Annotated in this window: 28 protein-coding genes; 6 read left to right on the forward strand and 22 right to left on the reverse strand. The window is 63.2% G+C overall.

Annotated elements, in window-relative coordinates; all coding sequences use genetic code 11:
* Window positions 1-12 precede the first annotated feature (12 nt).
* On the reverse strand, window positions 13-1,527 hold the full coding sequence (gene ilvA, locus JV551A3_RS29920; protein ID WP_013974671.1) for a threonine ammonia-lyase, biosynthetic: 1,515 nt from the start codon (window positions 1,525-1,527) through the stop codon (window positions 13-15).
* Window positions 1,528-1,661: 134 nt separating this feature from the next.
* On the opposite strand from ilvA, the gene rpiA reads away from it, so the two are divergent.
* Entirely contained in the window at window positions 1,662-2,336 is a 675-nt protein-coding gene (rpiA, locus tag JV551A3_RS29925; RefSeq protein ID WP_013974672.1) for a ribose-5-phosphate isomerase RpiA, read from the forward strand.
* Between the two features lie 115 nt (window positions 2,337-2,451).
* Here the strand turns inward: rpiA and JV551A3_RS29930 are convergent, their stop codons facing one another.
* The 4 genes from JV551A3_RS29930 to JV551A3_RS29945 all read right to left on the reverse strand — a co-directional run bounded on the left by JV551A3_RS29930 (window position 2,452) and on the right by JV551A3_RS29945 (window position 6,635).
* Window positions 2,452-3,354, reverse strand: coding sequence for an SdiA-regulated domain-containing protein (locus JV551A3_RS29930; RefSeq protein ID WP_133976152.1), 903 nt, complete (start codon window positions 3,352-3,354; stop codon window positions 2,452-2,454).
* Window positions 3,355-3,445: 91 nt separating this feature from the next.
* Window positions 3,446-4,363 carry an SdiA-regulated domain-containing protein gene (locus JV551A3_RS29935; protein WP_133976154.1) on the reverse strand — a complete coding sequence of 306 codons (918 nt, stop codon included), beginning with the start codon at window positions 4,361-4,363 and terminating at the stop codon, window positions 3,446-3,448.
* 183 nt (window positions 4,364-4,546) lie between these two features.
* Complete coding sequence (locus JV551A3_RS29940) at window positions 4,547-5,212, reverse strand: fumarylacetoacetate hydrolase family protein (RefSeq protein WP_133976156.1); 666 nt, start codon at window positions 5,210-5,212, stop codon at window positions 4,547-4,549.
* A gap of 25 nt (window positions 5,213-5,237) precedes the next feature.
* Window positions 5,238-6,635: an FAD-binding oxidoreductase gene (locus JV551A3_RS29945; protein ID WP_133976158.1), complete on the reverse strand. Its 1,398-nt coding sequence runs from the start codon at window positions 6,633-6,635 to the stop codon at window positions 5,238-5,240.
* A gap of 170 nt (window positions 6,636-6,805) precedes the next feature.
* On the opposite strand from JV551A3_RS29945, the gene serA reads away from it, so the two are divergent.
* Window positions 6,806-8,035, forward strand: coding sequence for a phosphoglycerate dehydrogenase (gene serA, locus JV551A3_RS29950; protein WP_046613587.1), 1,230 nt, complete (start codon window positions 6,806-6,808; stop codon window positions 8,033-8,035).
* A 168-nt stretch (window positions 8,036-8,203) separates the two neighbouring features.
* Here the strand turns inward: serA and JV551A3_RS29955 are convergent, their stop codons facing one another.
* The gene (locus JV551A3_RS29955) at window positions 8,204-8,680 is read right to left on the reverse strand and encodes a DUF4399 domain-containing protein (protein ID WP_085621626.1); all 477 of its coding nucleotides are present in this window, start codon (window positions 8,678-8,680) and stop codon (window positions 8,204-8,206) included.
* A 220-nt stretch (window positions 8,681-8,900) separates the two neighbouring features.
* Between JV551A3_RS29955 and JV551A3_RS29960 the strand changes: the two genes are divergently transcribed.
* On the forward strand, window positions 8,901-9,389 hold the full coding sequence (locus tag JV551A3_RS29960; protein ID WP_133979367.1) for a substrate-binding periplasmic protein: 489 nt from the start codon (window positions 8,901-8,903) through the stop codon (window positions 9,387-9,389).
* Window positions 9,390-9,521: 132 nt separating this feature from the next.
* Here JV551A3_RS29960 and JV551A3_RS29970 read toward each other — a convergent pair whose 3' ends face one another.
* Both JV551A3_RS29970 and JV551A3_RS29975 read right to left on the reverse strand, forming a co-directional pair.
* The gene (locus tag JV551A3_RS29970; protein WP_133976162.1) at window positions 9,522-10,013 is read right to left on the reverse strand and encodes a 2-thiouracil desulfurase family protein; all 492 of its coding nucleotides are present in this window, start codon (window positions 10,011-10,013) and stop codon (window positions 9,522-9,524) included.
* The gene (locus tag JV551A3_RS29975) at window positions 10,000-10,632 is read right to left on the reverse strand and encodes a 2OG-Fe(II) oxygenase (RefSeq protein WP_112249937.1); all 633 of its coding nucleotides are present in this window, start codon (window positions 10,630-10,632) and stop codon (window positions 10,000-10,002) included. The genes JV551A3_RS29970 and JV551A3_RS29975 overlap by 14 nt, the downstream gene beginning before the upstream one ends.
* A 113-nt stretch (window positions 10,633-10,745) precedes the next feature.
* Here JV551A3_RS29975 and JV551A3_RS29980 point away from each other — a divergent pair, with 113 nt between their 5' ends.
* A complete protein-coding gene (locus JV551A3_RS29980; protein WP_112249767.1) occupies window positions 10,746-11,498 on the forward strand; it encodes a DUF2059 domain-containing protein in 753 nt (250 codons plus the stop codon).
* Here the strand turns inward: JV551A3_RS29980 and bipL are convergent, their stop codons facing one another.
* Window positions 11,499-12,425: a phospholipase BipL gene (bipL, locus tag JV551A3_RS29985; RefSeq protein WP_133976164.1), complete on the reverse strand. Its 927-nt coding sequence runs from the start codon at window positions 12,423-12,425 to the stop codon at window positions 11,499-11,501. It abuts the gene before it with no gap.
* Between the two features lie 233 nt (window positions 12,426-12,658).
* On the opposite strand from bipL, the gene JV551A3_RS29990 reads away from it, so the two are divergent.
* Window positions 12,659-13,228, forward strand: coding sequence for a DUF6436 domain-containing protein (locus JV551A3_RS29990; RefSeq protein WP_133976166.1), 570 nt, complete (start codon window positions 12,659-12,661; stop codon window positions 13,226-13,228).
* Here the strand turns inward: JV551A3_RS29990 and JV551A3_RS29995 are convergent.
* Complete coding sequence (locus JV551A3_RS29995; RefSeq protein ID WP_133976168.1) at window positions 13,207-13,773, reverse strand: sugar O-acetyltransferase; 567 nt, start codon at window positions 13,771-13,773, stop codon at window positions 13,207-13,209. The genes JV551A3_RS29990 and JV551A3_RS29995 overlap by 22 nt on opposite strands.
* 86 nt (window positions 13,774-13,859) lie before the next feature.
* On the opposite strand from JV551A3_RS29995, the gene JV551A3_RS30000 reads away from it, so the two are divergent.
* Window positions 13,860-16,223 carry a penicillin acylase family protein gene (locus tag JV551A3_RS30000; RefSeq protein WP_133976170.1) on the forward strand — a complete coding sequence of 788 codons (2,364 nt, stop codon included), beginning with the start codon at window positions 13,860-13,862 and terminating at the stop codon, window positions 16,221-16,223.
* 113 nt (window positions 16,224-16,336) lie between these two features.
* On the opposite strand, the gene JV551A3_RS30005 is transcribed toward JV551A3_RS30000, so the two are convergent.
* From JV551A3_RS30005 to cysW, 12 genes are all read right to left on the reverse strand, one after another.
* A complete protein-coding gene (locus tag JV551A3_RS30005) occupies window positions 16,337-17,209 on the reverse strand; it encodes a transporter substrate-binding domain-containing protein (protein WP_133976172.1) in 873 nt (290 codons plus the stop codon).
* Window positions 17,206-17,979 carry an amino acid ABC transporter ATP-binding protein gene (locus JV551A3_RS30010; protein ID WP_133976174.1) on the reverse strand — a complete coding sequence of 258 codons (774 nt, stop codon included), beginning with the start codon at window positions 17,977-17,979 and terminating at the stop codon, window positions 17,206-17,208. Before JV551A3_RS30010 ends, JV551A3_RS30005 begins: the two co-directional genes overlap by 4 nt.
* Window positions 17,976-18,635, reverse strand: a complete 660-nt coding sequence (locus JV551A3_RS30015) for an amino acid ABC transporter permease (protein ID WP_133976176.1) — start codon at window positions 18,633-18,635, stop codon at window positions 17,976-17,978. Before JV551A3_RS30015 ends, JV551A3_RS30010 begins: the two co-directional genes overlap by 4 nt.
* Complete coding sequence (locus tag JV551A3_RS30020) at window positions 18,616-19,281, reverse strand: amino acid ABC transporter permease (protein WP_133976178.1); 666 nt, start codon at window positions 19,279-19,281, stop codon at window positions 18,616-18,618. The genes JV551A3_RS30015 and JV551A3_RS30020 overlap by 20 nt, the downstream gene beginning before the upstream one ends.
* Before the next feature lie 304 nt (window positions 19,282-19,585).
* Window positions 19,586-20,371 (reverse strand): MetQ/NlpA family ABC transporter substrate-binding protein, encoded by a 786-nt coding sequence (locus tag JV551A3_RS30025; RefSeq protein ID WP_025341021.1) that lies wholly within the window; start codon window positions 20,369-20,371, stop codon window positions 19,586-19,588.
* 175 nt (window positions 20,372-20,546) lie between these two features.
* Window positions 20,547-21,377, reverse strand: a complete 831-nt coding sequence (locus tag JV551A3_RS30030; protein WP_133976180.1) for a sigma 54-interacting transcriptional regulator — start codon at window positions 21,375-21,377, stop codon at window positions 20,547-20,549.
* A 64-nt stretch (window positions 21,378-21,441) separates the two neighbouring features.
* On the reverse strand, window positions 21,442-22,023 hold the full coding sequence (locus JV551A3_RS30035; RefSeq protein WP_133976182.1) for an alpha/beta hydrolase: 582 nt from the start codon (window positions 22,021-22,023) through the stop codon (window positions 21,442-21,444).
* Window positions 22,024-22,325: 302 nt separating this feature from the next.
* Window positions 22,326-22,727, reverse strand: a complete 402-nt coding sequence (locus JV551A3_RS30045) for an ExbD/TolR family protein (protein ID WP_133976186.1) — start codon at window positions 22,725-22,727, stop codon at window positions 22,326-22,328.
* Window position 22,728: 1 nt separating this feature from the next.
* A complete protein-coding gene (locus tag JV551A3_RS30050) occupies window positions 22,729-23,448 on the reverse strand; it encodes a MotA/TolQ/ExbB proton channel family protein (protein WP_046613603.1) in 720 nt (239 codons plus the stop codon).
* Window positions 23,449-23,478: 30 nt separating this feature from the next.
* Window positions 23,479-24,270, reverse strand: coding sequence for an energy transducer TonB (locus JV551A3_RS30055; RefSeq protein ID WP_025341026.1), 792 nt, complete (start codon window positions 24,268-24,270; stop codon window positions 23,479-23,481).
* A 401-nt stretch (window positions 24,271-24,671) separates the two neighbouring features.
* Window positions 24,672-25,661: a sulfate/molybdate ABC transporter ATP-binding protein gene (locus tag JV551A3_RS30060; protein ID WP_133976188.1), complete on the reverse strand. Its 990-nt coding sequence runs from the start codon at window positions 25,659-25,661 to the stop codon at window positions 24,672-24,674.
* Between the two features lie 3 nt (window positions 25,662-25,664).
* On the reverse strand, window positions 25,665-26,537 hold the full coding sequence (cysW, locus tag JV551A3_RS30065) for a sulfate ABC transporter permease subunit CysW (RefSeq protein ID WP_025341027.1): 873 nt from the start codon (window positions 26,535-26,537) through the stop codon (window positions 25,665-25,667).
* Between the last annotated feature and the right edge of the window lie 7 nt (window positions 26,538-26,544).

Here is a 26,544-nt window from a genome sequence, read left to right on the forward strand (position 1 = left end):
CAGCTTAGCCGCTCAGCCCAGGAACAGCTTGTAAGCCGGGTTGTCAGTCTCGTCCCAGTACGGGTAGCCGATCTTCGCCAGCGCCGCCGGCACCAGGTGGCGCTCGTCCTCCGGCACCTGCAACCCCGCCACCACGCGCCCGTCAGCGGCGCCATGGTTGCGGTAATGGAACATCGAGATATTCCAGCGCCCGCCCAGCTTGTTGAGGAAGTTGAACAGCGCCCCTGGCCGCTCGGGGAACTCGAAGCGCAGCACCATTTCGTCACTGGCACCGGCCGAATGGCCACCGACCATGTGGCGAATATGCAGCTTGGCCAGCTCGTTGTCGGTCAGGTCGGTAACCGGGAAGCCCTGCTCGGTCAGCTGCTGCACCAGCGCAGCCCGTGGGTCGTTTTCCGGGTGGGTCTGCACGCCTACGAAGATATGCGCCTCGTCGGAGGTGTGCTTGCGGTAGTTGAACTCGGTGATCTGGCGCTTGCCGATAGCCTCGCAGAAGGCCTTGAAGCTGCCCGGGCGCTCGGGAATGGTCACGGCGATGATCGCTTCGCGCTTTTCACCCAACTCGGCACGCTCGGCCACATGGCGCAGGCGGTCGAAGTTGACGTTGGCACCGGAGTCGATGGCCACCAGAGTCTGCCCGGTCACGCCGTACAACTCGACGTACTTCTTGATGCCCGCCACGCCCAGGGCACCGGCAGGTTCGGTGATCGAGCGGGTATCATCGTAGATATCCTTGATAGCCGCGCAGATCTCGTCGGTACTGACGGTGACCACTTCATCCACATGATGGCGGCAGATATCGAAGGTGTGCTGGCCGATCTGCGCCACCGCCACGCCGTCGGCGAACAGCCCGACCTGCGGCAGCACCACGCGCTCGCCGGCCGCCATGGCCGCCTGCAGGCAGTTGGAGTCGTCCGGCTCGACGCCTATCACCTTGATTTCCGGGCGCAGGTACTTCACGTAGGCAGCAATCCCGGCGATCAGGCCACCGCCACCCACCGGCACGAAGATCGCGTCCAGCTGGCCAGGGTGCTGACGCAGGATTTCCATGGCCACGGTGCCCTGCCCGGCGATAGTGTGCGGATCGTCGTAGGGGTGTACGTAGACGAAGCCCTTCTCATCGACCAGTTTCAGCGAATAGGCCAGCGCCTCGGGGAACGAGTCGCCATGCAGTACCACCTTGCCGCCCCGCGAACGCACGCCTTCGACCTTGATCTCAGGGGTGGTCTTGGGCATCACGATAGTGGCCTTGATGCCCATCTCGCGTGCGGCCAGGGCCAGGCCCTGGGCGTGGTTGCCGGCCGAGGCGGTGACCACGCCACGGGCCAGTTCTTCCGGGGTCAGTTGGGCCAGCTTGTTGTAGGCCCCGCGGATCTTGAACGAGAACACCGGCTGCAAGTCTTCGCGCTTGAGCAGAATCTGGTTGCCCAGGCGCTTGCTCAGCTGCCCCGCGCTCTGCAGCGGGGTTTCGACCGCAACGTCGTAGACGCGCGAGGTGAGGATCTTCTTGACGTACTGTTCGAGCATCGGGAAAGCATCACTGGGCCGCGGGACAAGGGCTGGGAGTCTACCCCAGCGCTACGTCGGGCGACCACAGCAAAGCCGCCCGAGCCGTTATACTAGGCTCTTTTCAAAACCGCCCTGCCCCTCTCGGAGCCCGCATGACCCAGGACCAACTCAAACAGGCCGTCGCCCAGGCCGCTGTCGACTTCATTCTGCCCAAGCTGGATGAAAAGAGCGTCGTCGGCGTCGGCACCGGTTCGACCGCCAACTTCTTCATCGACGCCCTGGCTCAGCACAAGACCGCCTTCGACGGCGCGGTCGCCAGCTCCGAAGCTACCGCCCAGCGTCTGAAGGGCCATGGTATCCCGGTCTACGAGCTGAACAGCGTCAGCGAACTGGAGTTCTACGTGGACGGCGCCGACGAGAGCGACGCGCACCTGAACCTGATCAAGGGCGGCGGTGCAGCCCTGACCCGCGAGAAGATCGTCGCTGCAGTGGCCAAGACCTTCATCTGCATCGCCGATGCCAGCAAGCTGGTACCGGTGCTGGGCGCCTTCCCGCTGCCAGTCGAAGTGATCCCTATGGCCCGCAGTCACGTGGCGCGTCAGTTGGTCAAGCTGGGTGGTGACCCGGTTTACCGTGAGGGCGTGGTTACCGACAACGGCAACGTGATCCTCGATGTGCACAACCTGCAGATCACCAACCCGGTGGAGCTGGAAGCGCAGATCAACGCCATTGTTGGCGTGGTGACCAACGGCCTGTTCGCGGCGCGGCCGGCGGATTTGCTGTTGCTGGGTACCTCTGAGGGTGTGAAGAGCCTCAAGGCCGAGTAACCTGCGGCGAGGGCTTCGCCCTCGTTTCGCGACACAAGGCCGCTCCTACAGGGGTACGCGATTTCCTGTAGGAGCGGCCTTGTGTCGCGATGGGCTGCAAAGCAGCCCCACCTGCTCACTCTGCTGGCTGTTTGAACACATAGAACAGGTTCGGCTCACTGACCAGATAGATGGTCCCCGCCTCGTCCATCGCAATCCCCTCCGCCTGCGGCACCGTCGCCTGCAACCCCTGAAACCCCTTGCGCAACGACATGGTACTCAGCGGCCGGCCCTCGACATCCAGCTCCAGCACCAGCCGCGACTCGTCCGACAGTGCCAGCAGGTGCCCGCTGCGCTCATCGAACTGCAAGCTCGACAGGTCCCGCACGAACAGCCGCGAATCGCGCTTGCGGTCCTGCACCACATGCACCGCATAAGGCTGCTCAGGTTTGTCGTGCGGGAAGCCATGCACCTCGTAGATCAGCATCGGGTCACGCTCCTTGGCAACGAACAGGCGCTTGCCCGCCGAATCGTAGGCCAGCCCCTCGAAGCCCTTGTTGCCGTTCAGGCCAATGCCCAGGGTCAGCTGCTCGGCATCGCCGGCATCAAGGAACATCGTGTCGTCTTCCAGGCGCACGCGAATCAGCCGCTGCTGACGCTCGTCGGTGATTACATAGCTGTTGGGCCCGACGTACTCCACGGCTTCGGGGTCGCCGAAGCCGGTCAGCGGTACCCGGCGCAGGATGCGGCCGTCCAGCGACAGCTCGATCAGCTCCGAGCGGGCATTGGTAACAGTAAACAGGGTCTTGCGATCGGGGTCGTAGGTCAGCGCCGATATGTCGTCATCCAGCCCTTCAACCGGCTGCGCCTCCACCACTACCTGGTAACGGTCCAGGCCGATGCTCTGCTCGGCGGGCTGCCACCAGGCCTTGAGGTTGAACCAGCCACGCTCGAACAGGCGAAACTCCTGCCCGGCCAAGCCGAGCAGGATCAGGCCGATGACAGCCAGAACAGGGAGCGGGCGAACAAAACGGCGCATGAGGGCAGACTCGACACAGGGGGTGGCGAATCTAACCATGAACAACTGAAATAAAGCTTAATGCCAGCATCCGAAAAGTCGGATATTGGGCTCAGTTCTTTCTGAAGCGATAGAACAGGGCCGGTTCGCTGACCATGTACAGGTTGCCCTTGTCATCCATGGCCACCCCTTCGGCACGCGGGATGGTGTCCTGCAGGCCGTTGAAACCGCCGAGCAAGGTCATGAAGCTGACTTGCTGGCCCTGCTCGTCCAGCTCCAGGAGCATGTTGGAATCGGCCGAAAGTACCAGCAGGTGGCCGGTACGCGGGTCGACGCCCAGCGCCGAGAGGTTGCGCAGGTCCAGTTCGTCACTGAGCAACGGCTGCTTTTCGCCCGTGAGCGGGCTACGGCCATCGGTGTTCCAGGTGTACAGCTTGGGCGGGCGCTCCTCGCCGATGACCAGGCGCTGACGCAGCGGGTCCCAGGCCACCGCCTCGAAGCCCTTGTTGCTCTTCACCGACTGGCCCAGGTCGTGGCTCTGGAAATCATCATGGTTCAACGAGGTGGTCTGCGCATCCACCTTGACCACGGTCAGGTCGTGCAGGCGCTCATCGGTGATTGCCAGGAAGCCGTCTTCCAGCACGGCAACGCCTTCGGGGTTGTTCCAACCGTTGAGGGGGATCTTGCGCAGAACATCGCCATCCAGGCTCAGTTCGACCAGGATCGGGTTCTTGCCCATGACTGCGAACAGCGTGCGGGTACGCGGGTTGAAGGCCACATCCGAAGCTTCATCATCGTCCATGCCAGGCAGCGGCTTGGCATCGATGTCGACCTGGTAGTCCGGCAGCCATACGCTTTCGCTGCGCTCGGCGGTGCTTTCGAAGCTTTCCTTGACCCACAGCGCGCCGCGGTCATCCCAGTGCATGGCCACGGCCACGCCGTAGCCGATTACCGCTGCCACGGCCAGGCCGAAGGGCCAGCGCAGGAAGAAACGACGCTTTGGGGTTGCCGGGGCGCTGGGTGATGGCATGCGGGGGTCCTGAGGAGAATGGGCGTAGGTTCGCGCATTATCCTGATCGGGTGTGAAAAATCGGTAAACAGGACCGGCCTCTTCGCGGGTGAACCCGCTCCCACAGGGGTCTCCACAGGCCTGAGGCTGGTGAAATTCCTGTGGGAGCGGGTTTACCCGCGAAGAAGGCGACGCGGTTTCGAGTCAGAGCACCCGGCTTTCGAAGCGGCTCACACCCGGCAGCTCGAGCACCACTTCGTCACCGACATTGAACGGCCCTACGCCAGCCGGGGTGCCGGTGAGGATCACATCCCCGGCCTGCAGCGAAAAATGCGCGGCCATGTGCTGGATCATCGGCACGATCGGGTTAAGCATCATCGCGCTGCTGCCATCCTGGCGAACTTCGCCGTTGACGGTCAGGCGCACCGGGATGTCGCGTACATCCTCGAAGCTGGCAGCCGACACGAACGGCGGCAGTACGCAGGCGCCGTCGAAGCACTTGGCCAGCTCCCAGGGCAGGCCCTTTTCCTTCAGCTTGGCTTGCACATCGCGCAGGGTCAGGTCCAGCGCCGGGGCGTAACCGGAAATGGCATCCAGCACCTCCTCCTCGCTCGGATGAGTCGACAGCGGCTTGCCCAGCAGCACGGCAATTTCCGCCTCATAGTGCACCGAGCCACGCTCGACCGGAATCTTGAAGCCTCCCTCGGCCGGCACCACGCAGCTGCCCGGCTTGATGAACAGCAGCGGTTCGGAGGGAATCGGGTTGTCCAGTTCCTTGGCATGCTCGGCATAGTTACGGCCGATGCACACCACCTTGCCCAACGGGAAGTGAATGCGTGTGCCGTCTACGTACTGGTGCTGGTAACTCATGGCCGACTCCTCTGGATGCTGCTTTCTATTCAGGTGCGAAGATCTTACCCGGATTCATGATGCCGTTAGGGTCGAACACGGCCTTTATTGCCTTCATGCAGGCGATTTCTTCGGGCGAGCGGCTGTAGCTCAGGTAGTCACGCTTGGTCATGCCCACACCATGCTCGGCGGAGATCGAGCCGTTGTAGCGCTCGACGATCTCGAACACCCACTTGTTGACCTTGGTGCACGAGGCGAAGAAGTCGTCCTTGCTCATGTGCTCGGGCTTGAGAATGTTCAGGTGCAGGTTGCCGTCACCGATGTGGCCGTACCACACCACTTCGTAATCCGGGTAATGCTCAGCGACGATGGCGTCGATATCGCGCAGAAACGCTGGCACTTTCGAGACCGTGACAGAAATGTCGTTCTTGTACGGGGTCCAGTGCGAGATGGTTTCCGACAGGTACTCGCGCAGTTTCCACAGGTTTTTCAGCTGGGTCTCGCTCTGGCTCATCACCCCGTCCAGCACCCAGCCCTGCTCGACGCAGTGCTCGAAGGTAGCCAAGGCTTCGTTGGCCACCTCCTCGGTGCTGGCCTCGAACTCCAGCAGCGCGTAGAACGGGCAGTCGGTCTCGAAAGGCGCCGGCACGTCACCACGCGCCAGGATCTTGGCCAGGCCCTTGTCGGAGAAGAACTCGAAGGCGGTCAGGTCCAGCTTGCCCTGGAAGGCATGCAGCACCGGCATGATCGAGTCGAAGTCCGGCGTACCCAGCACCATCGCGGTGAGGTTGCGCGGCGCACGGTCCAGACGCATGGTGGCCTCGACCACGAAGCCCAGGGTACCTTCGGCACCGATGAACAGCTGGCGCAGGTCGTAGCCGGTGGCGTTCTTGATCAGGTCCTTGTTCAGTTCCAGCAGCTCGCCCTTGCCAGTGACCACTTTCAGCCCGGCCACCCAGTTGCGAGTCATACCGTAGCGAATCACCTTGATCCCGCCGGCATTGGTGCCGATATTGCCGCCGATCTGGCTGGATCCGCTGGAGGCGAAGTCCACCGGGTAATACAGGCCCTGTTCTTCGGCGAAGGTTTGCAGCTGGCGGGTAATCACCCCTGGCTGGCAGACCACTGTGCGATCGAAGGCATTGAAGCCGAGTATCTGGTTCATGTAGTCGAAAGCGACCACCACTTCGCCATTGGCCGCCACGGCGCCTGCGGATAGCCCAGTACGCCCGCCAGACGGCACCAGCGCCACCTTGTGCGTATTGGCCCAGCGAACGATCGCCTGTACCTGCTCCACCGTTTTGGGGAAAACGATGGCGCTGGGCGCCGGTGGGTAATGCTTGGTCCAATCCTTGCCATAGGCTTCCAGGGAGGCTGCGTCGGTCAGGACCTTGCCAGGGTCGACAAGGGTCATCAGTTCATCAATTACAGCGGGGTGGGTCATCGCTGGAACTCTCGACTTATTCATAGTCACCCTGAGCACTCTTCACCTGTCGGGATAAGCTCAGATTGTGTCGCGTATGCTAGCATAGCCCTCCCGCTGTTCATGCTAAGGCTGCCTTTGCGCCTGGCATCACCCTCGCCATTTTTTCTCCGGGATACAGGTTTACGCAGATGAGCAAGACTTCTCTCGACAAGAGCAAGATCCGGTTCCTTCTTCTTGAAGGTGTGCACCAGAACGCGGTCGATACCCTCAAGGCCGCCGGCTACACCAACATCGAATACCTCACTGGTTCGCTGCCGGAAGCCGAGCTGAAGGAAAAGATCGCCGATGCCCACTTCATCGGCATCCGTTCGCGCACTCAGCTGACCGAAGAGATCTTCGACTGCGCCAAGAAACTGGTTGCTGTTGGCTGCTTCTGCATCGGCACCAACCAGGTCGACCTGGAAGCTGCCCGCGAGCGCGGTATCGCCGTGTTCAACGCGCCATACTCCAACACGCGTTCGGTAGCCGAACTGGTACTGGCCGAAGCCATCCTGCTGTTGCGCGGCATCCCCGAGAAGAACGCTTCCTGCCACCGTGGCGGCTGGATCAAGAGCGCGGCCAACTCCTTCGAAATCCGCGGCAAGAAGCTGGGTATCGTCGGTTATGGCTCGATCGGCACCCAGCTGTCGGTCCTGGCCGAGAACATGGGCATGCAGGTGTATTTCTACGACCCGCTGACCAAGCTGCCACTGGGCAATGCCGTGCAGGTCACCAGCCTGCACGAGCTGCTGGGCCTGGCCGACATCGTTTCGCTGCACGTACCTGAGCTGCCGTCCACCCAGTGGATGATCGGCGAGAAGGAAATCCGCTCGATGAAGAAGGGCGCGATCCTGATCAACGCTGCCCGTGGCACCGTGGTCGAGCTGGACCACCTGGCCGCCGCTATCAAGGACCAACACCTGATCGGTGCCGCCATCGACGTGTTCCCGGTCGAACCACGCTCCAACGACGAGCAGTTCGAAAGCCCGCTGCGTGGCCTGGACAACGTGATCCTGACCCCGCACATCGGTGGTTCCACTGCCGAAGCCCAGGCCAACATCGGCCTGGAAGTTGCCGAGAAGCTGGTCAAGTACAGCGACAACGGTACCTCGGTATCCTCGGTCAACTTCCCGGAAGTGGCCCTGCCGGCGCACCCGGGCAAGCACCGCCTGCTGCACATCCACGAAAACATCCCAGGCGTGCTCAGCGAGATCAACAAGGTCTTCGCCGAGAACGGCATCAACATCTCCGGTCAGTTCCTGCAGACCAACGAGAAAGTCGGTTACGTGGTGATCGATGTTGACGCCGAGTATTCCGACCTGGCGCAAGAGAAGCTGCAACAGGTCAAAGGCACCATCCGTTCCCGCGTCCTGTTCTAAGTTTGCTGGCGGCATGAAAAAAGGGAGGCCCTGGTGGCCTCCCTTTTTTATGCTTGTGACATTGGTGTCGCCTGCTTCGCGGGCTTGCCCGCTCCCACAGGGCCCCCACAAGCCTCGAAGCCAGTGGTGATCCTGTGGGAGCGGGTTTACCCGCGAAGAATCCAACACCTATTTCACGTCGACAGTAATCTTCTGCGACACGACGCTCGGCTTGAACGGCACGTGATACTGGTCACCCAGCACCAGTTGCAGGGTGTGCTTGCCCGGGGTCAGGGTAATGCTGGTTTCGGTCTGCGCCTTGCCGAAGTGCAGCACTTGCGGGCCATCCGGCAATGCGGTGCCGGCCTGTGGCATCAGGCTGGTCGGCAGCGCCATGTCGGCTACCGGCTCTTTATCCACGTCCACCAGCAGGTGGTGGTGCCCGGTGTGCGGGGTGCTGTCACCCGCAGGCTTGAGCGCCATGCCCTCGATGCCGAACTTGACGGTGAAGGTCCTGTCGACCGTGGCGCCATCGGCGGGGGAAACGATGAAGACCTTGGCCTCCTTGGGCGGCTCCTGGCTTTTCAGGGCGTCTGCGGCACTGGCGAACATTGACGCTCCCATCAACAGACCAGCAACGGCAGCACGCGAAAATAGGCTGTTCATTCACTTCTCCTGTGATTCACTTATTGACCGCCGCCAGTATTCCAGTGGCGGCGGTGGTTCACCTTAGTTGATATGTATGCCCAGATGTTCACATCGTCGGGCAGAAATATTTCAATCAGGGTTAAACAATGCCGAGGCTTCAAGGTCATAGGCTGCGCTCGACCATGGCGAGGAAGAAAGCCGTGGCGAAGGTTATTCATCTGCCAAAGAGGGGCTTTTCATGCGTACGACCATTGGGGTAATGCTGGCGGTACTGATCACGCCATTGGCTCAGGCCGAGCTGATTGATGATATTGCCGACCGGGGTGAACTGCGCATTGCCGTGCAGGCCGACAACTCGCCGTACGCATTCAAGGAAAACGACCACCTGAGCGGCTTCGAGATCGACTTCGGCCAGGCGCTGGCCAAGGAACTGGACCTGCGCGCCGAATTCATCGAAGCCCCTGCCGCTGAGGTGCTGCCGGGTGTCGAGGCTGGCAAGTACGACATAGCACTGACCCCGTCGAGCGAATCGCCCAAGGGTGACGGCCCGCTCGATGTGAGCCTGCCATTCGGCGAGAAGCAGTTGGTGATCCCGTTCCAGAAGGACAACCCGGCATTCGAGAGCGCGGTGAACAATGCACTGCAGCGGCTCAAGGACAACGGGCGAACTGCCGAGCTTGAGCAGAAGTGGTTCAAGGGTGTGCCTGAGACTGCGTCCGGGCAATAGGATTTTTGAGGATTTTTGCTGCCTGTACCGGCCTCTTCGCGGGTGAACCCGCTCCCACAGGGACATCACAAGCCTTGAGGGCTGTGGAGAACCTGTGGGAGCGGGTTCACCCGCGAAAGGGCCGGTACAGGATTACTCCAAGGCCCGCTGTGCCTGCTCCAGCTCCAGCTCGCTGAACACCTGCACCCCCGCCCGCCGCAGCAACGCCGTGGTCACCCCTTCCCCGGCCACCTTCACACCACTGAACGTGCCGTCGTAGGTCAGCCGGTTGCCACACGAAGGGCTACCCGCCTTCAGCACCGCCACACGAATACCATGCCGGCGCACCAGTTCAAGCGCCCGCTGCGCCCCGGCCAGAAACTCGGCGCTGACATCCTCGCCCGTCACCGTAAGCACTTGCGCGCCGCCGTCGAGCACCTCAGCGCCCTGCCCGCCCGGTATCTCTGCAGGCGGCCGTGGGGTCGGCAAGCCACCCGCCACTTCCGGGCACAAAGGCACCACGCGCCCTTCGGCCTGCCAGCGCTGCAACAGGTCGGGGTGGCCACTGGCGCGGCCGTCATAGCGCACTGGCTGCCCCAGCAGGCAGGCGCTGACCAGCACCTTGGGCAAATCAGAACGGGTCATTGCCACGGCGCCGGAACCAGCCGGTCAACGAAAGCCGCTCACGCCCAGCCGGCAGCACCTCATGAGGCACCTCGCCCGAGAGGAAAACCACCAGGCAGCCCGCCACGGGCTCGACATCATGCTCGACGCCGTCCGCCAGGAACATGCGCAACTGGCCACCGTCCTGCGGCTGCCAGCCTTCATTCAGGTACAGGACTGCCGACACCATGCGCCGGTCATCGTCGCGGAAGCGGTCAAGATGCCGGCGATAGAATGCCCCCGGCGGGTACAGCGCAAAATGGCACTCGAAGTCCTCCAGGCCGAGGAACAGGCCCTGGTTGATGGCCTGGCGCAGCTGGTCCATGGCGCCAAGGTACTGGTCGCAGGCCTCGGCCTGGCCAGGGTCGATCCACTGGATCTGGTCGCCGCGAATGGCCTCGCGCACCTCCTGGGCAGCCCCGCGCCCAACCCCTGCCGGGTTGAGTTCGCCTTCGGCATCACGGCGCCGGCACTCGGCCGCAAGCGCGCGCACCAGGTCGGCAGGCAGAAAAAGCGCCTGCTGGGACCAGCCATGGGTGGCCAGATCGTCGACGACGGCCGCAAGCATCGGGTGTTCAGGGGAGGTGTGCATGGCGCGCATCATATCCATTAGCCATGCCGGCGCACAGCGCCACTTGGCCGAGAAGCATGCGGATATCTCGACAAACCGGCGCCCGGCCACGGACAATAGCCACCTGCCGACAGGAGTCCTGAATGCGCCGTCTGTTTTCCCTGATTCTGCTGATGATCTGCACCGTGCCTGTCTGGGCAGACAACCTGGATCAACTGTACAAGGCCGCCGGCTGGCCCGACCAGCGCGCCCATTTCAATGATGCCCTGACCGCCGCCCAGGAGCGCTACCGCAACAGTTTGCCACCTGCCGTGTACCAGGCACTGGTAAACAACAGCAACCAGCGCTTCCAGGCCCAGGCGGTGGACCGTCGCGCCCAGGCGCAGCTGCGCGCAACCTTGGCCAACCCGGCACCGGCGCTGGCCTTCTTCCGCTCGCCGCTGGGGCGCAAGGTGGTGGCTGCCGAGCTCAAGGCCACACGCAAGGACGAGCTGGCCAGGAATGCCAAGGGCTTGCCGAAGATCCAGGCCAGCGATGATCGCCTGCTGATAATCGGGCACCTGGCCCAGGCCCTGCCGGCGCGCGAAGCCGGCGCCGAAGTGAGCCTGGCCATCGCTGGCGTGGCCGCCGACAGCCTCAGCTCGATGATCCCCGGCCTGTTCGGCGGCGGTCAGGCCCAGGGTCTGCTCGATGGTCAGCGCCAGCGTCTGATGAGCCAGATCGGCGAAGACCTCAACAACACGTTGCTGTATGTCTACCGTGACCTGTCCGATGCCGAGCTGGAAGAGTTCGCCACCTTTGCCGAGTCGCCCGACGGCAAGGCTTACTACCAGGCCGCCCTGGCCGCCGTTCGTGCAGGCCTGGCGGTTGGCCAGAGCAGCAGCGACCTGAAGTGATCAGCCCAGGCGCTGGTCGATGAAGTCGAAGTAGCGCTGGCGAATGCCCGGCAGCTCGTTGGCCAAGTGGTGACGGGCCTCGGGCAGCATCAGAATCTGCGGTTCGGCGAATTTGGCCTTGAGTACTTCGAGGTTGTACGGCCAGTCCACCGTGCCATCCGCTTCTCCTTGCACGATCAATGGCCGCCGCGTGCTGCGCGGCGCAGCCTCGATGCGTTTGACCCAGGCAATCAAGGCGCCCACCCAGGCTGTAGGCAGGCGGCGCGGTTGCAGCGGATCGGCTTCGAGGAACGGCAGGAAGGTCGGGTCATTGGTGTTCTCGCTGAAGCGCCGTTCGATGCCATTCACGAAATGACGCAACACGCGATAGCTCAGCTTCGACCAGCGCCAGGCACAGGGCCGCACCAGCGGCGCCAACAGGATGACCTGGCCATCGATGGGGCTGCGCGCGCCCTGGTGCAGCAGGTGGTCCACGGCGATGGCGCCACCGGTGCTTTGCCCGCAGAGATGCCAGGGACGCGGCATTTGCAGCGTGCGCGCTTGTTCGAACAAAGCCGCCAGCACTTGCTGGTAAATCGCAAAATCACTGATGCTCGCCCGCTCGCCGCTGGACAGGCCATGACCGGGCAGGTCGCAACTGATCACGGCGAAACCCTGATTGAGCGCCCAATCGATTACATGCCGGTAAAGGCCCATATGGTCGTAGTAGCCGTGCAGCAGGAACAGCGTCGCCGTGGGTTGCTCGGGTAACCAGACCTGCCCGACCAAGTCGAACCCCGCGGCCTGGAAGCCGCCCAGCCAGCTCTGTGCCGGCAGGTTCAGGCCATAGAAGCGCTGGTAGTCGTGCGCCTGTGCCGACAACGGCTGGCGAGCGGTCAGCGGCGCCAGGCTGGTGCGCAGGAGGTCAGGGTGAAAGGCAGCGGGCATCTAGTACATCCACAGTGAAGCAAGTATTGATCTGGGATACTCAGCTCTGGCCGGCGTCGTGGCAAGCTTGCTCACCTTCGAACCACCAGCACCGCCCCCTTGTAGGAGCGGCCTTGTGTCGCGACAGGGCCGCAATGCGGCCCCAGCGATATCAGCTTGATGCACAAATACCGGGGGCGCTTCGCACCCCTTTCGCGACACAAGGCCGCTCCTACAGGGGCCGCGGGAAATTCATGAAGACTCGGATCATCAAACAGCTGTGCACGGCAATCGCCCTCCTGGTCGGCGCCGTCACCCTCTGGCAGGCCTACTCCACCTTCCAGGCCCGCTACCTGCGCCCGTTCGACAACCAAGCCACGCTGTTCGACGGCAGCCAGCTGCAGTTACCCGCCGAACTGGCCGGCCCCGGCCCGATCCGGGTAGTGCACTTCTGGGACCCGGCCTGCCCGTGCAACGTCGGCAACCAGCAGCACCTGGGCGACCTGGCCAACCAGTTCGCCAGCCAGGGTGTGAGCTTCCACGTGCTGCAAAAGCCCGACAGCCACGGCCAGCTGCCCGCCAACCTCACCGCCCTCAAGCCACTCGCCAGCATGCCCGGCAGCGAACACCTGCCCGCCTCCCCGGCAGTGGCCATCTGGGACCGGCAAGGCCACCTGGCCTACTTCGGCCCCTATAGCGAAGGCGCGGTGTGCAACGCCAGCAACAGCTTCATCGAGCCGATCCTCAAGGCACTACTCGATGGCCGCCAGGTGAATGCCTCCAATACCCTGGCGGTGGGCTGTTACTGCCCCTGGGCCGGCTGACGCACCCGTGCAGGGTTGCCCACCACCACCGCGCCTGCCGGCACATCACGGGTGACCACACTGCCAGCCCCCACCACGGCGTTATCGCCAATTGTCACCCCCGGCAGAATGATCGCCGCACCGCCGATCCACACGTTGTTGCCGATGGTCACCGGCCGACCGCTCTCCAGCCCTGTGCGGCGCACCTCGGGGTCGAGCGGGTGGTCGGCGGTATAGATCTGCACGTTGGGGCCGATCTGGCAGTCATCACCGATACGCACCGGCAGCACATCGAGGATCACGCAGTTGAAGTTCATGAAGGTGTTGCGGCCGACGCTGATGTTATAGCCATAGTCGCAATAGAACGGCGGGCGGATCACCGCGCCTTCGCCGACCTGGCCAAAGTGCTCGACCAGAAGCCCATGACGTGCGTCGTTGAGCAATTCGACACTGCTGTTGTAGCGGTGCATCCAGTGCTTGTTGGCGATCTGCTCGGCCTGCAGCTCGGGGCAGCCAGCGTGATAGAGCTGGCCTGCAAGCATTTTCTGTTTTTCGCTGAGGGACATGGAAACTCCTTCGTGGGGCTATGCTCTGTTCGCGAATCCGCCGATCATCGGACCACATTTTTCGCTTGAACGCACAAGGAGCCTGCATGAAGCGCAGCCTGACCCTGTTGGCCGTGGTGGTTGCCGTGGCCGCCGGCGCCGGATACTGGTATGTGCAGGGCAAGCTGCCGCAACGCGAGGGCGAGATGGCCATCGCCGGCCTGCAGGCGCCGGTCAGTGTGCGCTACGACGCCCGTGGCGTGCCGCACCTGCAGGCGCAGAGCGAGCCGGACCTGTACCGTGCCCTCGGTTACGTGCATGCCCAGGACCGGCTGTTCCAGATGGAAATCCTGCGCCGCCTGGCCCGTGGCGAGCTGGCCGAGGTGCTGGGCGACAAGTTGGTGCCCACCGACACCCTGTTCCGCAGCCTGCGCATTCGCGAACAGGCAGCACTGATGGCCAAGCGTCAGGACCGCCAGTCACCCGCCTGGCAAGCCCTGCAGGCCTACCTCGACGGAGTGAACAGCTGGCAAGCCAGCCACCCCAAGCCCATCGAATTCGACGTGCTCGGCATTGCCCCTCGCCCATTCACCGCCGAAGACACCCTGAGCATCGCCGGCTACCTGGCCTACAGCTTTGCCGCCGCGTTTCGCACCGAGCCCGCGCTCACCTACATCCGCGACCAGCTCGGCCCTGAATACCTGAACATCTTCGATCTCGCCTGGCAGCCCGAGGGCGCCCTCGTTACTCCGTTGGCCGCTGCCGACTGGCAAAGCCTGGAGGCCCTCGCGCGCCTCAGCCAGGATGCACTGGGCGATGCTGGCATCCCGCAATTCGAAGGCAGCAACGCCTGGGCTGTGGCCGGCAACCGCACCCGCAGCGGCAGGCCGTTGCTGGCCGGCGATCCACACATCGGTTTTGCGGTGCCGGCGGTGTGGTACGAGGCCGAGCTGTCGGCGCCGGGCTTCAACCTGTATGGCTACTTCCAGGCGCTCAACCCGTTCGCCCTGCTCGGTCACAACCGCGATTTCGGCTGGAGCCTGACCATGTTCCAGAACGACGACGTCGACCTGATCGCCGAGCGCACCAACCCGGCCGATGCCAACCAGGTGATGGTCGATGGCAAATGGCAGGCGCTGGAAAAGTCCGAGCAGCAGATCGCCGTCAAAGGTGAGGCGCCAGTCACCCTCAGCCTGCGCCGCTCGCCCCACGGCCCGATCGTCAACGACGTGCTGGGCGCCACTGCCGGCCCTACGCCAATCGCCATGTGGTGGGCGTTCCTGGAAACTGAAAACCCGATTCTCGACGGCTTCTACCAGCTCAACCGCGCCGATACCCTGGGCAAGATGCGCGAGGCCGCAAGCAAGGTACATGCGCCGGGGCTGAACCTGGTCTGGGCCAATGCCCGTGGCGATATCGGCTGGTGGGCGGCGGCGCAGCTGCCGATGCGCCCCGATGGCGTCGATCCAGCGTTCATCCTCGACGGTGCCAGTGCGCAGGCGGACAAGCTCGGTTTCTATCCCTTCAGTGTCAACCCGCAGCAGGAGAACCCGGCGAGCGGCTACATCGTCTCTGCCAATTACCAGCCTCCAGCGGCGGTGCCGATACCCGGTTACTACAACCTGCCGGACCGAGGCCGCCAGCTCGACCGCCACCTGGCCAACCCCGATGTGAAGTGGGATACCCAGAACAGCCAGGCGCTGCAGCTGGACACTGCCAGCGACCATGGCCCGCGCACCCTTGCACCGCTGCTGGCAACACTGCGCGCAGTGGCCGAAGGTGATGAAGAGAAGGAACTGGTCGAGCAACTGGCAGCCTGGGGCGGCGACTACCCCATCGACTCGACCAGCGCCACGCTGTTCAACCAGTTCCTCTACGAGCTGGCGTTCGCCGCCCTGCATGACGAACTGGGCGACACCTGGTTCCCGGTGCTGATCAGCACCCGCGCCATCGACGCCGCCCTGCCGCGCCTGGCGGCGGATGCCGATTCGCCCTGGTGGAACACCCGCGGTAGCAACCAGCGTACCGATCGCACTGCGGTCGTGCGCACGGCGTGGCGGAACAGCCTGAAGCATCTGCGGGAGACCCTGGGCGATGATCCGGCCAGCTGGCAATGGGGCAAGGCCCACACCCTGACCCACAACCACCCGCTTGGGGTGAAAAAGCCACTGAACCTGTTGTTCAACGTCGGGCCGTTCGCTGCGCCCGGCACCCATGAAGTGCCGAACAACCTGTCAGCGAAGATCGGCCCGGCACCGTGGCCGGTAACCTACGGGCCGTCGACGCGGCGGCTGATCGATTTTGCCGATGCCGGGCAGGCGCTGACCAGCAACCCGGTCGGGCAGAGTGGCGTGCCGTTCGACAGGCATTATGCGGATCAGGCCGAAGGGTATGTGCAGGGGCGTTACCAGAAGGCGCAGATGGGGGTGATTCCGGCGCAGAGTACCTTGCGCCTGGTGCCGGCTCAGTAAAGGGGCTGCCATGCAGCCCATTCGCAGCACAAGGCTGCTCCTACAAGAGACCGCGATCCCTGTAGGAGCAGCCTTGTGCTGCGAATGGGCCGCAAAGCGGCCCCCTTACTCGATTATCCCTGCCACTTGCCCCCTTCGACGATCACGCTTTCCGGCTTGGTGTCATCGCTCAGTTCCTTACGCACATACTGGTCATACAGCTTCAGCAGAAACTTCTCTTCCCCCAGTTTGGCCAACTCGGCATTCACCCAGTCACGCAGCTCGGTATTGCCCTTTTTCACCGCCGGTGCAATTGGGGCCTCGTCACCCAGCAGCTCAGGCAGCACGCGGTACCCCGGGTTCTGCTTGGCCCAGCTGAACAGAATCAGGTTGTCCTGGGCATAGGCATCACCACGCCCGGTGGCCAGCGCCTGCAGCGACTCGCTGTTCTTCTCGAACTTGAGCAGTTTCCAGTCCGGGTGGTTCTTGGTCAGCCAGATATCAGCGGTAGTGCCGGTGGTGACGATGATGGTCTTGTCAGCCAGGTCGTCGAGCTTCTGCACCGGGCTACCATCCGCAACGATGGCCTGCACGGCAACGCGCAGGTTGGGGTTGGTGAAGTCCACCGCTTCCTTGCGCTCCGGGGTCACGGTCATGTTGGCGAGAATCAGGTCGACCTTGTCGCTCTGCAGGAACGGGATACGGCTGGCCGGCTCCACGGCAACGAACTCGATCTTGTTTTCATCACCCAACAGGTCCTTGGCCAGGCGCCGGCCAATGTCGGTGTCAAAACCCACATAGCGGCCCTGCTCATCGACGAAACCGAACGGTGGCTTGTCGGTGAACACCCCGACAATCAGCTTGTCGCGAGCCTTGATGGTTTCCAGATAGCTGGTGGCCGGCGAGGCCGCCGCGGGCTTGGGTGGTTCTTCAGCCTTGTTGCAGCCGGCCAGCAGGGCCAGGCCGAACAACGGCGCCAGCAGTTTGGTGAGGTTGGCAGTTTTCATGACAGTTCCTTGTGCAGTGTTTTCGGCAGGCTTTCTACGAAGGAGAATTTCTCCAGGAACTGCTGCGCGCGTGCGGTCCGCGGTCGGGTGAAGAAGCTCTCGGGGTCGCCCTGTTCAAGGATCCTGCCGGCCTCCATGAACACGATGCGGTCGGCCACCGCGCGAGCGAAGGCCATTTCGTGGGTAACGATGAGCAAGGTCATGCCGTCGCGGGCCAGACCCTGAATGACCTGCAACACTTCCTTGACCATTTCCGGGTCAAGGGCTGCGGTAACTTCGTCGAACAGCATCACCTCGGGGTTCATGCACAGCGACCGCACGATGGCGATGCGCTGCTGCTGGCCTCCGGATAACTGCCGGGGAAAGACATCGCGCTTGTCCAGCAGACCGACCCGCGCCAGCAGCGCCTCGGCCTGGGCCTGCGCTTCGGCGCGCTCGCGCTTTTGCACCTTGAGCGGGCCAAGCAGCAGGTTGTCGATCACGCTCATGTGACCGAACAGGTGATAGCTCTGGAACACCATGCCGACCCGCTGGCGGATTTCGCGCCAATCGGTGCGCGGGTCGAGCAGCTCCTGCCCGGCCAGACGCAGGTGGCCGCCGTGGGCCTGCTCCAGGCCGTTGAGGCAGCGCAACAGCGTGCTCTTGCCACAGCCGCTGGGGCCGAGGATGACCACCACCTCACCGGCCGCCACCTGAAGGTCGACATCCTTGAGCACCTGATGCTCGCCAAAGAACTTGTTGAAGCCGTGGAATTCGATCAATGCGCTCATGAGTGTGCCCAGCGGCGTTCCAGCGCGCGCGAAGCGGCGGACAGCGGATAACAGACGATGAAGAAGAACAGGAACAAGACGCCGTAGATCAGCACCGATTCGTAGGTACGCTCGATGATCTGCTGGCCGGCCTTGATGACCTCGACCACGCCGATCAGCACCGCCAGCGAACTGGTCTTGATGATCCGGGTGTAAATGTTGATGGTCGGCGGGGTCATGCGCTTGAGCGCCTGTGGCAACAGCACGTAGCCATACAGCTGCCAGCCGGCCAGGCCGATCGACAGCCCCGCCTCGCGCTGGCCGCGCGGCAGCGAACGCAGCGCGCCACGCACCACCTCGCCCACCTCGCTGGCACCCCACAGGCCCAGCACCAGCACCGCGCACCAGAAGCTGGGGATGCTCAAGGCAAGGAAAATCGGCAGGCCGAAGAACACTAGGTACAGCCAGACCAGCACCGGGATGGCACGGAACAGCTCCAGGTACACCTGCAAGGCAATGTTCAAGGCCCGGTTGCCCAAGGTTGCCAGCACACCATAGAGCACACCGCCCAGCGTCGCGAAGAGGATGCCCAGCGCTGAGATGGCCAAGGTCTGCGCCGCACCGCCAGCCAGCTGCGGCGATGCCTGCAGCAGCAGTTCAGACGCCGAACTGGCCATGTTGCAGCCTCCTTTCGACATAGCGCAGCAACAACGACAGCGGCAGGAACAGCAGCACGCAGAGCAGGGTCAGCACGGTGAGCATTTCATAGGTCTTGTAGTACAGCGCGATGTAGTTCTTGGTGGTGTAGAGGATTTCCGGCACGGCCACCGCCGACACCACGGTGGTTTCCTTGAGCAGGAAGATGAAGTTGGCGAACAGCGCCGGCAGGCTGAGGATGCCGGCCTGGGGCAGCACCACGTGGCGCAGCAGCTGGCCTTCGGAAAGGCCGATGGAACGCCCGGATTCCAACTGGGCACGGGGCACGGCTTCGATGCCGGCACGCAGCACCTCGGTAAGGTAGGCACCGCCCATGAAGGTCATGGTGATGATCGCGGCGGCAAAACCGGAAATCTTCAGGCCCAGGCTGGGCAAGGCAAAGTAGACGAAGAACAGCTGGATCAGCAGTGGAGTGTTGCGGGCCAGTTCCACGTAGGCTTTCACCAGGCGCCACAGGTATGGGGTGCGCAATACCAGCAGTGTGGCATTGACCACGGCGACCAGCAGCGAGGTGGCGATGGCGATCAGGCCGACCTGCAGGGTCACGCCCACGGCCTTGAGGAAGGCGGGCAGTGTGCCGAGGATGAATGCGATGTCGAGGGTCATGGTTAAGCAGATCTGCCGAGTGCGCGTGGGCACGGTAGCTAGACTCTAATGATCTAAAAACTTTTTAATAAATATCTTTATTGCATATACATATCACTGAGAGTTCCGCGCTGGTGACACATATTGGCGGCGCACGCAGGACATTGTGGGAGCGGGTTCACCCGCGAAGCAGGCAACGCGGTGGATGGCACGGACTTCGCCCGTGTTCGCGGGTAAACCCGCTCCCACAGGTAACTGTGCCCCCGAAACAAAAACGCCGACACAAGGGTGTCGGCGTCGGGTCATGCCAGGTAATGCAAGCGCATCAGAACGCCGGCAGCACCGCACCTTGGTACTTCTTGGCGATGAATTCCTTCACTTCAGGGCTGGTCAGGGCCTTGGCCAGTTTCTGAATAGCTTCGCTGTCCTTGTTGTCCGGGCGGGCGACCAGGAAGTTCACGTACGGCGAGTCGCTGCCTTCGATCACCAGCGCATCCTTGGCCGGGTTCAGGCCGGCTTCGAGGGCGTAGTTGGTGTTGATCATGTCCAGGTCGACTTGGTCCAGCACGCGCGGCAGCATGGCCGACTCAAGCTCGCGGAACTTCAGCTTCTTCGGGTTCTCGGCAATGTCCTTGGGGGTGGCCAGGGCGTTCTTCGGATCCTTCAGGGTGATCAGGCCAGCCTTCTGCAACAGCAGCAGGGCGCGGCCGCTGTTGCTGCCCTCGTTAGGGATGGCAACGGTAGCGCCTTCTTTCAGTTCGCTCAGGCTCTTGACCTTCTTCGAGTAACCACCGAAGGGTTCGACGTGCACGCCGATCACGGTATCCAGGTGGGTGCCCTTGCCTTCGTTGAAGTTCTGCAGGTACGGCAGGGTCTGGAAGTAGTTGGCGTCCAGACGCTTCTGGTCAACCTGCACGTTCGGCTGCACGTAGTCGGTGAAGACCTTGATCTGCAGGTCCACACCTTCCTTGGCCAGGGTCGGCTTGATCAGTTCGAGGATTTCGGCGTGCGGTACCGGCGTGGCGGCGACAACCAGTTTCTCGGCGGCGGCAGCTAGGCCGGCGAACGACAGGGCAGCGGCCAGGGCAGTGGTCAGCAGGGTCTTCTTCATGGTGGTCCTTGTTCTGGTTCTGGGCCATCGACGATGGCGAATCGGGTGCCCAACCGGTTCACCAGCGGGCATGAGGCGGACAATACCCAGTTTTTTTATTCCGGAACAATATCTTTTGCTTAGCTGCTTATTCCAAAAACAAACTGCCATCAGCCTCTTTGCTTATGAGCGGTGTCTAGCGCGCGGGGCCTGGCAGGTCGAGGTCCTCAGCCAGGATCTCTTCGCCGTCATTCACCAGCAAGGCGAAGTGGATGACGTTCTCCAGCTCACGGGTATTGCCGGGCCAGGGGTGTGCTTCCAGCACCTGCTGCGCCGCCTCGCTCACTAGCGGCACAGGCCGTTGCAGGCGCACGCTGTAGATGCCGACGAAGTACTCGGCCAACGGCAGGATATCGCCCGGCCGCTCGCGCAGCGGCGGCAGCTCCAGCGCCCCCTCGCGCAGGTACTGGTACAGGCGCTCGTTGAAGCGCCCTGCACGCACCACACGCGCCAGGTCGATGCTGGTAGCGGCCACCAGGCGCACATCCACCGGTTGCGGCTGCTGCGCCCCAACCCGGGTAACCTCGCGGTTTTCCAAGGCGGCCAGCAGCTTGCCCTGGATGGCCAGCGGCAAATCGGCGATCTCATCCAGGTACAACGTGCCGCCGTTGGCCGAACCGAACCAGCCGGCGCGGCTGCTGGCTGTGCCACCCTGGCTGCCGGCACTGTAGCCGAACAGCTCGGCATCGGCGTAGGTGGGGCTGATGGCCGCGCAGTTGACCGACACGAACAACCCGCTGCGATCGCTGGCACGGTGGATCTGCCGGGCCAGTAGCTCCTTGCCGGTGCCGGTTTCGCCACGGATCAGCACTGGCAAGGGTTGCGGCGCCAGCCGCTCTAGCTCTTCGCGCAGCTGCTGCGAACGTGGGTCGATGAACACCAGCGCCTTGGCGCGGATGCTCAGCGGGCTCTTGTCCAGCTCAGGGAAGGTCAGCAACGGCTGGCCAAAGGGGTTTTGAAAAGTCATGACGAACTCCCGCCCCAGGCCTGCAATGGCCGGGCGTCAGGCAAACGGTAAACAGTAAGGGCGATCAGGCGCGGCGCAGTGCGCGCTGCTCGACCCGGCTCTGCAAGCGATACAGGTAGGCGAAACCTTGTTCCCAGCGCTCATGGCCGGACTTGACGTTGATGTGCCCGGCGTTGGTCAGCAGCCCTGCTTCGGCACCCCAGGCCTGGGCCAGGTACAGCGCCCTCGGCACGCTCACGGCCGGGTCGTTGTCCGAGCTGACCACCTGGCTGGGGAATGGCAGTGCTTCGGTCGGGATCGGCGCGAAGTTGCGCAGCGCCGGCGCGCAGGTCGGCCGCTCTACGTCAGCGGGTGCCACCAGCAGCGCGCCACGTACCCGCCGCAGCAGCGCCGGGCTGGCTTGCGCGGCCCAATGCGCGACGGTTATGCAGCCCAGGCTATGGGCAATCAGAATCACCGGCGAGCGCTCGGCGACAATCGCCTGCTCCAGTGCCTGCACCCAGTCCTGGCGTTGCGGGGTCAGCCAGTCGTGCTGCTCGACCCTGGCACTGTTGGGCAGGGTGCGCTGCCAGTGACTTTGCCAATGGTTGTCTGGCGATCCTTGCCAGCCCGGCACAATCAGGTAACGAATTGACTCATTGCGCATGGGGACGCCTCCAGTGAGTTTGCGTGCTTGGAGACAAGTATAGGGGTGGAGTTATATCAGTAAAGGAATAAGAAGCTATTTGTTAATAACCGAAAATGACACATGATGCGATCCCTGTGGGAGCGGGCATGCCCGCGAATCAGGCACCGCGGTGGAAGGCACGGGCTTCGCCCGTGTTCGCGGGCACGCCCGCTCCCACAGGGATCTGCATAGCCGCTTTTGCATCTTGCGGGCAAAAAAAAGGGCCATCCCCTGCCAAGAGATATGGCCCATAAGCACTTGCCTGAAGAGGGTTGACGGGTTCAGCGCGCGGTAATCACCGCCAGCTTGCTGATCCCCGCACGTTCGATGGCCGCCATGGCCCGCGCCACTTCGCCGTAGTTCACACCGTCGTCGGCCTGCAGCTGCACGCGCACGTCCGCGTCCTTGACCTTGGCGGCCTTGAGGCTGGTTTCCAGCAGGTCGGGCTGGATCTCGTCCTTGTTGATGAACAACTTGCCGTCACCATCGATGCTGACCACCAGCGGGTCCTTCTGCTCCACCGGGGCCACGGCCTCGGTCTTGGGCAGGTTGATGGGGATGGCGTTGGTCAACAGCGGTGCGGTGACGATGAACACCACCAGCAGCACCAGCATGACGTCCACCAACGGCGTAACGTTGATTTCACTGAGGACTTCGTCGCTGTCCTGGGTCGAAAAGGCCATGTCAGGACGCCTCCTTCACCGGCTGGGTGAAGCCGGCCTGAGGCCTGTGCACGGCCGGGTGCACCAGCACGCGGAAGGCACTCTTCTGCGCCAGGCTGTAGAAGTCGTGGGCAAAGTCATCAAGGTCAGCGGCGGTGAGCTTGAGGCGGCGCAGGAAGTAGTTGTAGACCAGCACTGCCGGCACCGCGACGGCGATACCCACGCCAGTGGCCACCAGTGCCGCGCCAATCGGCCCGGCCACGGTTTCCAGGCTGGCGGAGCCGGCCGCGCTGATGCCTTTGAGCGCTTCCATGATGCCCCAGACAGTACCGAACAGGCCGATGAAGGGCGAGGTGCTGCCGATACTGGCGACCACTGCCAAGCCGGTTTCCAGCGAGCGGCGCTCACGCACGATCTGCTGGCGCAGTGCGCGTTCCAACCTGTCCTGGTGATTGATGGCGTGGCTCAGGTCATTGGCCTGGCTGTCACCGACGGCGATGGCGGCGTAACCGGCCTGGGCAACGCGGGCGGCCGGGCCAGGCAGTTCGTGGCTGGGCTCGGCAGCCGAGTCCAGGCTCGAGGCGGCCCAGAATTGCTGGTGGAAGCGCTTGTCCTGGTTCTTCAGCCGCACGAACTGCACGACCTTGACCAGGGCCAGGCCCCAGGTGACGACAGAAAAACCGACCAGCAGCCAGATGACTGCGCTTTCAACGGATTCGAGAGGGGATGCCAGCAGGCTCATGATGATGTCTTCCTTTGTTCTGCGAAAAAGTTAGCGAAGCTTGAAATCGATCGGCACGCTTACCCAGCCGGTCTGGGCCACATCGCCCTGCTTGGCGGGAACGAAACTCCAGCGCTTGACCGCGGCCAGTGCCGCAGCGTCGAGGGCATCACGGCCGCTGCTCTTCTGAATCTGGATCTGCCCGGGCTTGCCGCTGGGCAGCACCTCGACGCGCAGCAGCACGGTGCCTTCCCAACCGCGGCGCTGGGCCATCTGCGGGTACTCCGGCGCCGGGTTCTTCAGGTACGCCGCGTTGGCCGATGCCGGAGTGACCGGGGCCGGCGCGGGTGGCGCAGGCGGGGCTGGGGCGGCCACAGGAGCTGGCGGCGGGGCTTCGACCGGCTTGGGCTGGGGTTTGGGCTGTTGCTTGACCACCGGCTTGGGCACGGGCTTTGGCTTGGGTTTGGGCTTGGCGGCCAGTTCGTCGACCACCGGCGGTGGTGGCGGCTGGACCACCGGCGGTGCCGGGGCTGGGGGCGGTGGTTCGACCACAGGCGGTGCCGGTGCAGCGAACTCGATGGTCATCGGCGGTACTTGCGGTGGCACCACCGGCAGCTCGGGTGTTGGTGCCTGGCTGACCCAGTACGCTGCAGCGCCATGCAGGGCCAGCACCAACAGGCCCAACACCAGCTTGTCGCGGCGCTTGAGCCCGCTGACAGGCGTGCGTTGCAGGCGCAGCTGGCCAAGCGGGAGGCGAAGCGTGCGTCCAAGGTCGACCAGGTCGCCCGGGGCTGGGCGCCATGGCTGGTCGTAGGCCCTGACGGCCGACTGGACATTACCCATTGATCAAACTCCTGGGGTCTCGATTCAGGTGTGTGGCTGAATCATCGGGGCCAGAGGCTTATCTCTTAAAGTAATGTTTGAAATTATGGTTAGAACTTTAATGAATATTCTTTTTGAGGGATTGTGGCAAGGCCGCGGAATTCGCGGGCTGTGGCCGGGTGGGTTTACAATCATGCATTGCCGGCATGCGAAATATTCGCGCAAGGCATGGGATTGCCGCGAGGGCTACGCCCTCGATCGCGACGCAAGTCCGCTCCTACATGGACCGCGCAAGCCCAGGCATTACGCGATCCCCTGTAGGAGCGGCCTTGTGTCGCGATGGGCTGCAAAGCAGCCCCGGCAATCCATCAGGAAAAAAAAGCCCGGGATCAACCCCGGGCTTTTTCATCATCAAAGGCGACTCAGATATCCGCCACCTTCTGCCAAACCTTCGGCCGGAAGAACAATGTCTCTCCCCGCGCCAACCCGGTCAGGCTGTCATGGTCCTTGACCACCTCGGCCTCGATCAGCTCGCTCTGCCCTTCCACCTTCAAGGTCACCCGCGTAGTCGCGCCCAACGGCCGGATGTCCCGCACCTCGGCCGCATGGTGCCCTTCGGTCTCGTGCCGCGACAGCGACACTTCGTGTGGGCGGAACAGCACATGATGCCCTTCGCTCAGGGCCAGGCGGTTGGAATCACCGAGGAAGTGGTAGACGAAATCGTTGGCCGGGTGCTCGTACACCTCGCCCGGCGAGCCGATCTGCTCGATCACACCCTTGTTCATCACCACGATGCGGTCAGCCACCTCCATGGCCTCTTCCTGGTCGTGGGTAACGAACACCGACGTCAGGTTGATGTCCTCGTGCAGGCGCGCCAACCAGCGTCGCAGTTCCTTGCGCACCTTGGCATCCAGTGCACCGAAAGGCTCATCCAGCAGCAGCACCTTGGGCTCCACCGCCAGCGCACGGGCCAGGGCGATACGCTGGCGCTGGCCGCCGGACAACTGCTCGGGGTAGCGGTCGGACAGCCAGTCCAGCTGCACCATGTTCAGTAGCTCATGCACCTTCTCGGCAATCTTGCTCTCGCCCGGGCGCTCGCCCTTGGGCTTCATGCGCAGGCCGAATGCGACGTTGTCGAACACACTCATGTGGCGGAACAACGCGTAGTGCTGGAACACGAAACCGACGTTGCGGTCACGCACGTCATGGCCGGACACGTCTTCGCCATGGAACACGATGCTGCCCTGGTCCGGGGTTTCCAGGCCGGCAATGATGCGCAGCAACGTGGTCTTGCCGCAGCCGGACGGGCCGAGCAGGGCCACCAGCTCGCCGCTGTTGATGTCCAGGTTGATGTTGTCCAGGGCCTGGAAGCTGTTGAAGCGCTTGCTGACGTTACGAACTTCGATCGACATGAATCATTCCTCCGCGGCGCTGTGGCGCAGGCGGTTAATACGGTTCTCGCTCCACTGCTTGAGCAGCAGGATGAAGAGCGCCAGGATCAGCAGCAGGCTGGCCACGCTGAAGGCCGCCACGTGGTTGTACTCGTTGTAGAGGATCTCCACGTGCAGCGGCAAGGTATTGGTCACGCCGCGAATATGGCCCGACACCACCGATACCGCGCCAAACTCGCCCATGGCTCGCGCGGTGCACAGCACCACGCCGTAGATCAGGCCCCACTTGATGTTCGGCAGCGTCACGTGCCAGAACATCTGCCATCCGTTGGCACCGAGCAGGCGCGCAGCCTCCTCTTCCTGCGTGCCCTGCTCCTGCATCAGCGGGATCAGCTCACGGGCCACGAACGGTACGGTGACGAATATGGTGGCCAGGACGATGCCCGGCAGGGCGAACACGATCTGGATATCGTGGTCCTGCAGCCACGGCCCGAACAGGCCTTGCGCACCGAACATCAGCACGTAGACCAGGCCGGCGATCACCGGCGACACCGAGAACGGCAGGTCGATCAGAGTGACCAGGATACTCTTGCCACGGAAGGTGTACTTGCTCACGCACCAGGCGGCGCTGACGCCGAACACCAGGTTCAGCGGCACCGAAATGACCACGGCGAGCAGGGTCAGCTTCAGCGCCGACAACGCGTCAGGCTCGAAGATCGCCTCGAAGAAGGTGCCAAAGCCATTCTTCAGCGCCTGCGATACCACGATTACCAGTGGCAGCAGCAGGAACAGTGCGAACACCAGCCAGCCAAGGCCGATCAGGATACGCCGCGAAGTGGCGCTGCCCCGGCGGGCGGCGTTGGCGGCGGCGGTTGCATTCAGGGATGAACTGGACATGCCGGCC

Source organism: Pseudomonas inefficax, assembly GCF_900277125.1.
GTDB lineage: Bacteria > Pseudomonadota > Gammaproteobacteria > Pseudomonadales > Pseudomonadaceae > Aquipseudomonas > Aquipseudomonas inefficax.

Bases quoted from the DNA above. Each gene is read 5' to 3' on its own strand.
- JV551A3_RS29935 (WP_133976154.1), bottom strand. From the start codon at position 4,363: ATGCCATCACCCAGCGCCCCGGCAACCCCAAAGCGTCGTTTCTTCCTG.
- JV551A3_RS29995 (WP_133976168.1), bottom strand. From the start codon at position 13,773: ATGTCCCTCAGCGAAAAACAGAAAATGCTTGCAGGCCAGCTCTATCAC.
- ilvA (WP_013974671.1), bottom strand. From the start codon at position 1,527: ATGCTCGAACAGTACGTCAAGAAGATCCTCACCTCGCGCGTCTACGAC.
- JV551A3_RS30010 (WP_133976174.1), bottom strand. From the start codon at position 17,979: ATGAGCGCATTGATCGAATTCCACGGCTTCAACAAGTTCTTTGGCGAG.
- JV551A3_RS29970 (WP_133976162.1), bottom strand. From the start codon at position 10,013: ATGACCCGTTCTGATTTGCCCAAGGTGCTGGTCAGCGCCTGCCTGCTG.
- JV551A3_RS30050 (WP_046613603.1), bottom strand. From the start codon at position 23,448: ATGAGCCTGCTGGCATCCCCTCTCGAATCCGTTGAAAGCGCAGTCATC.
- rpiA (WP_013974672.1), top strand. From the start codon at position 1,662: ATGACCCAGGACCAACTCAAACAGGCCGTCGCCCAGGCCGCTGTCGAC.
- JV551A3_RS29955 (WP_085621626.1), bottom strand. From the start codon at position 8,680: ATGAACAGCCTATTTTCGCGTGCTGCCGTTGCTGGTCTGTTGATGGGA.
- JV551A3_RS30055 (WP_025341026.1), bottom strand. From the start codon at position 24,270: ATGGGTAATGTCCAGTCGGCCGTCAGGGCCTACGACCAGCCATGGCGC.
- JV551A3_RS29940 (WP_133976156.1), bottom strand. From the start codon at position 5,212: ATGAGTTACCAGCACCAGTACGTAGACGGCACACGCATTCACTTCCCG.
- JV551A3_RS29975 (WP_112249937.1), bottom strand. From the start codon at position 10,632: ATGCGCGCCATGCACACCTCCCCTGAACACCCGATGCTTGCGGCCGTC.
- JV551A3_RS30030 (WP_133976180.1), bottom strand. From the start codon at position 21,377: ATGACTTTTCAAAACCCCTTTGGCCAGCCGTTGCTGACCTTCCCTGAG.
- JV551A3_RS29945 (WP_133976158.1), bottom strand. From the start codon at position 6,635: ATGACCCACCCCGCTGTAATTGATGAACTGATGACCCTTGTCGACCCT.
- JV551A3_RS29990 (WP_133976166.1), top strand. From the start codon at position 12,659: ATGAAGACTCGGATCATCAAACAGCTGTGCACGGCAATCGCCCTCCTG.
- JV551A3_RS30020 (WP_133976178.1), bottom strand. From the start codon at position 19,281: ATGACCCTCGACATCGCATTCATCCTCGGCACACTGCCCGCCTTCCTC.
- cysW (WP_025341027.1), bottom strand. From the start codon at position 26,537: ATGTCCAGTTCATCCCTGAATGCAACCGCCGCCGCCAACGCCGCCCGC.
- JV551A3_RS30045 (WP_133976186.1), bottom strand. From the start codon at position 22,727: ATGGCCTTTTCGACCCAGGACAGCGACGAAGTCCTCAGTGAAATCAAC.
- JV551A3_RS30005 (WP_133976172.1), bottom strand. From the start codon at position 17,209: ATGAAAACTGCCAACCTCACCAAACTGCTGGCGCCGTTGTTCGGCCTG.
- bipL (WP_133976164.1), bottom strand. From the start codon at position 12,425: ATGCCCGCTGCCTTTCACCCTGACCTCCTGCGCACCAGCCTGGCGCCG.
- JV551A3_RS29960 (WP_133979367.1), top strand. From the start codon at position 8,901: ATGCGTACGACCATTGGGGTAATGCTGGCGGTACTGATCACGCCATTG.
- JV551A3_RS30035 (WP_133976182.1), bottom strand. From the start codon at position 22,023: ATGCGCAATGAGTCAATTCGTTACCTGATTGTGCCGGGCTGGCAAGGA.
- JV551A3_RS29980 (WP_112249767.1), top strand. From the start codon at position 10,746: ATGCGCCGTCTGTTTTCCCTGATTCTGCTGATGATCTGCACCGTGCCT.
- JV551A3_RS30025 (WP_025341021.1), bottom strand. From the start codon at position 20,371: ATGAAGAAGACCCTGCTGACCACTGCCCTGGCCGCTGCCCTGTCGTTC.
- JV551A3_RS30060 (WP_133976188.1), bottom strand. From the start codon at position 25,661: ATGTCGATCGAAGTTCGTAACGTCAGCAAGCGCTTCAACAGCTTCCAG.
- JV551A3_RS30015 (WP_133976176.1), bottom strand. From the start codon at position 18,635: ATGGCCAGTTCGGCGTCTGAACTGCTGCTGCAGGCATCGCCGCAGCTG.
- JV551A3_RS30000 (WP_133976170.1), top strand. From the start codon at position 13,860: ATGAAGCGCAGCCTGACCCTGTTGGCCGTGGTGGTTGCCGTGGCCGCC.
- serA (WP_046613587.1), top strand. From the start codon at position 6,806: ATGAGCAAGACTTCTCTCGACAAGAGCAAGATCCGGTTCCTTCTTCTT.
- JV551A3_RS29930 (WP_133976152.1), bottom strand. From the start codon at position 3,354: ATGCGCCGTTTTGTTCGCCCGCTCCCTGTTCTGGCTGTCATCGGCCTG.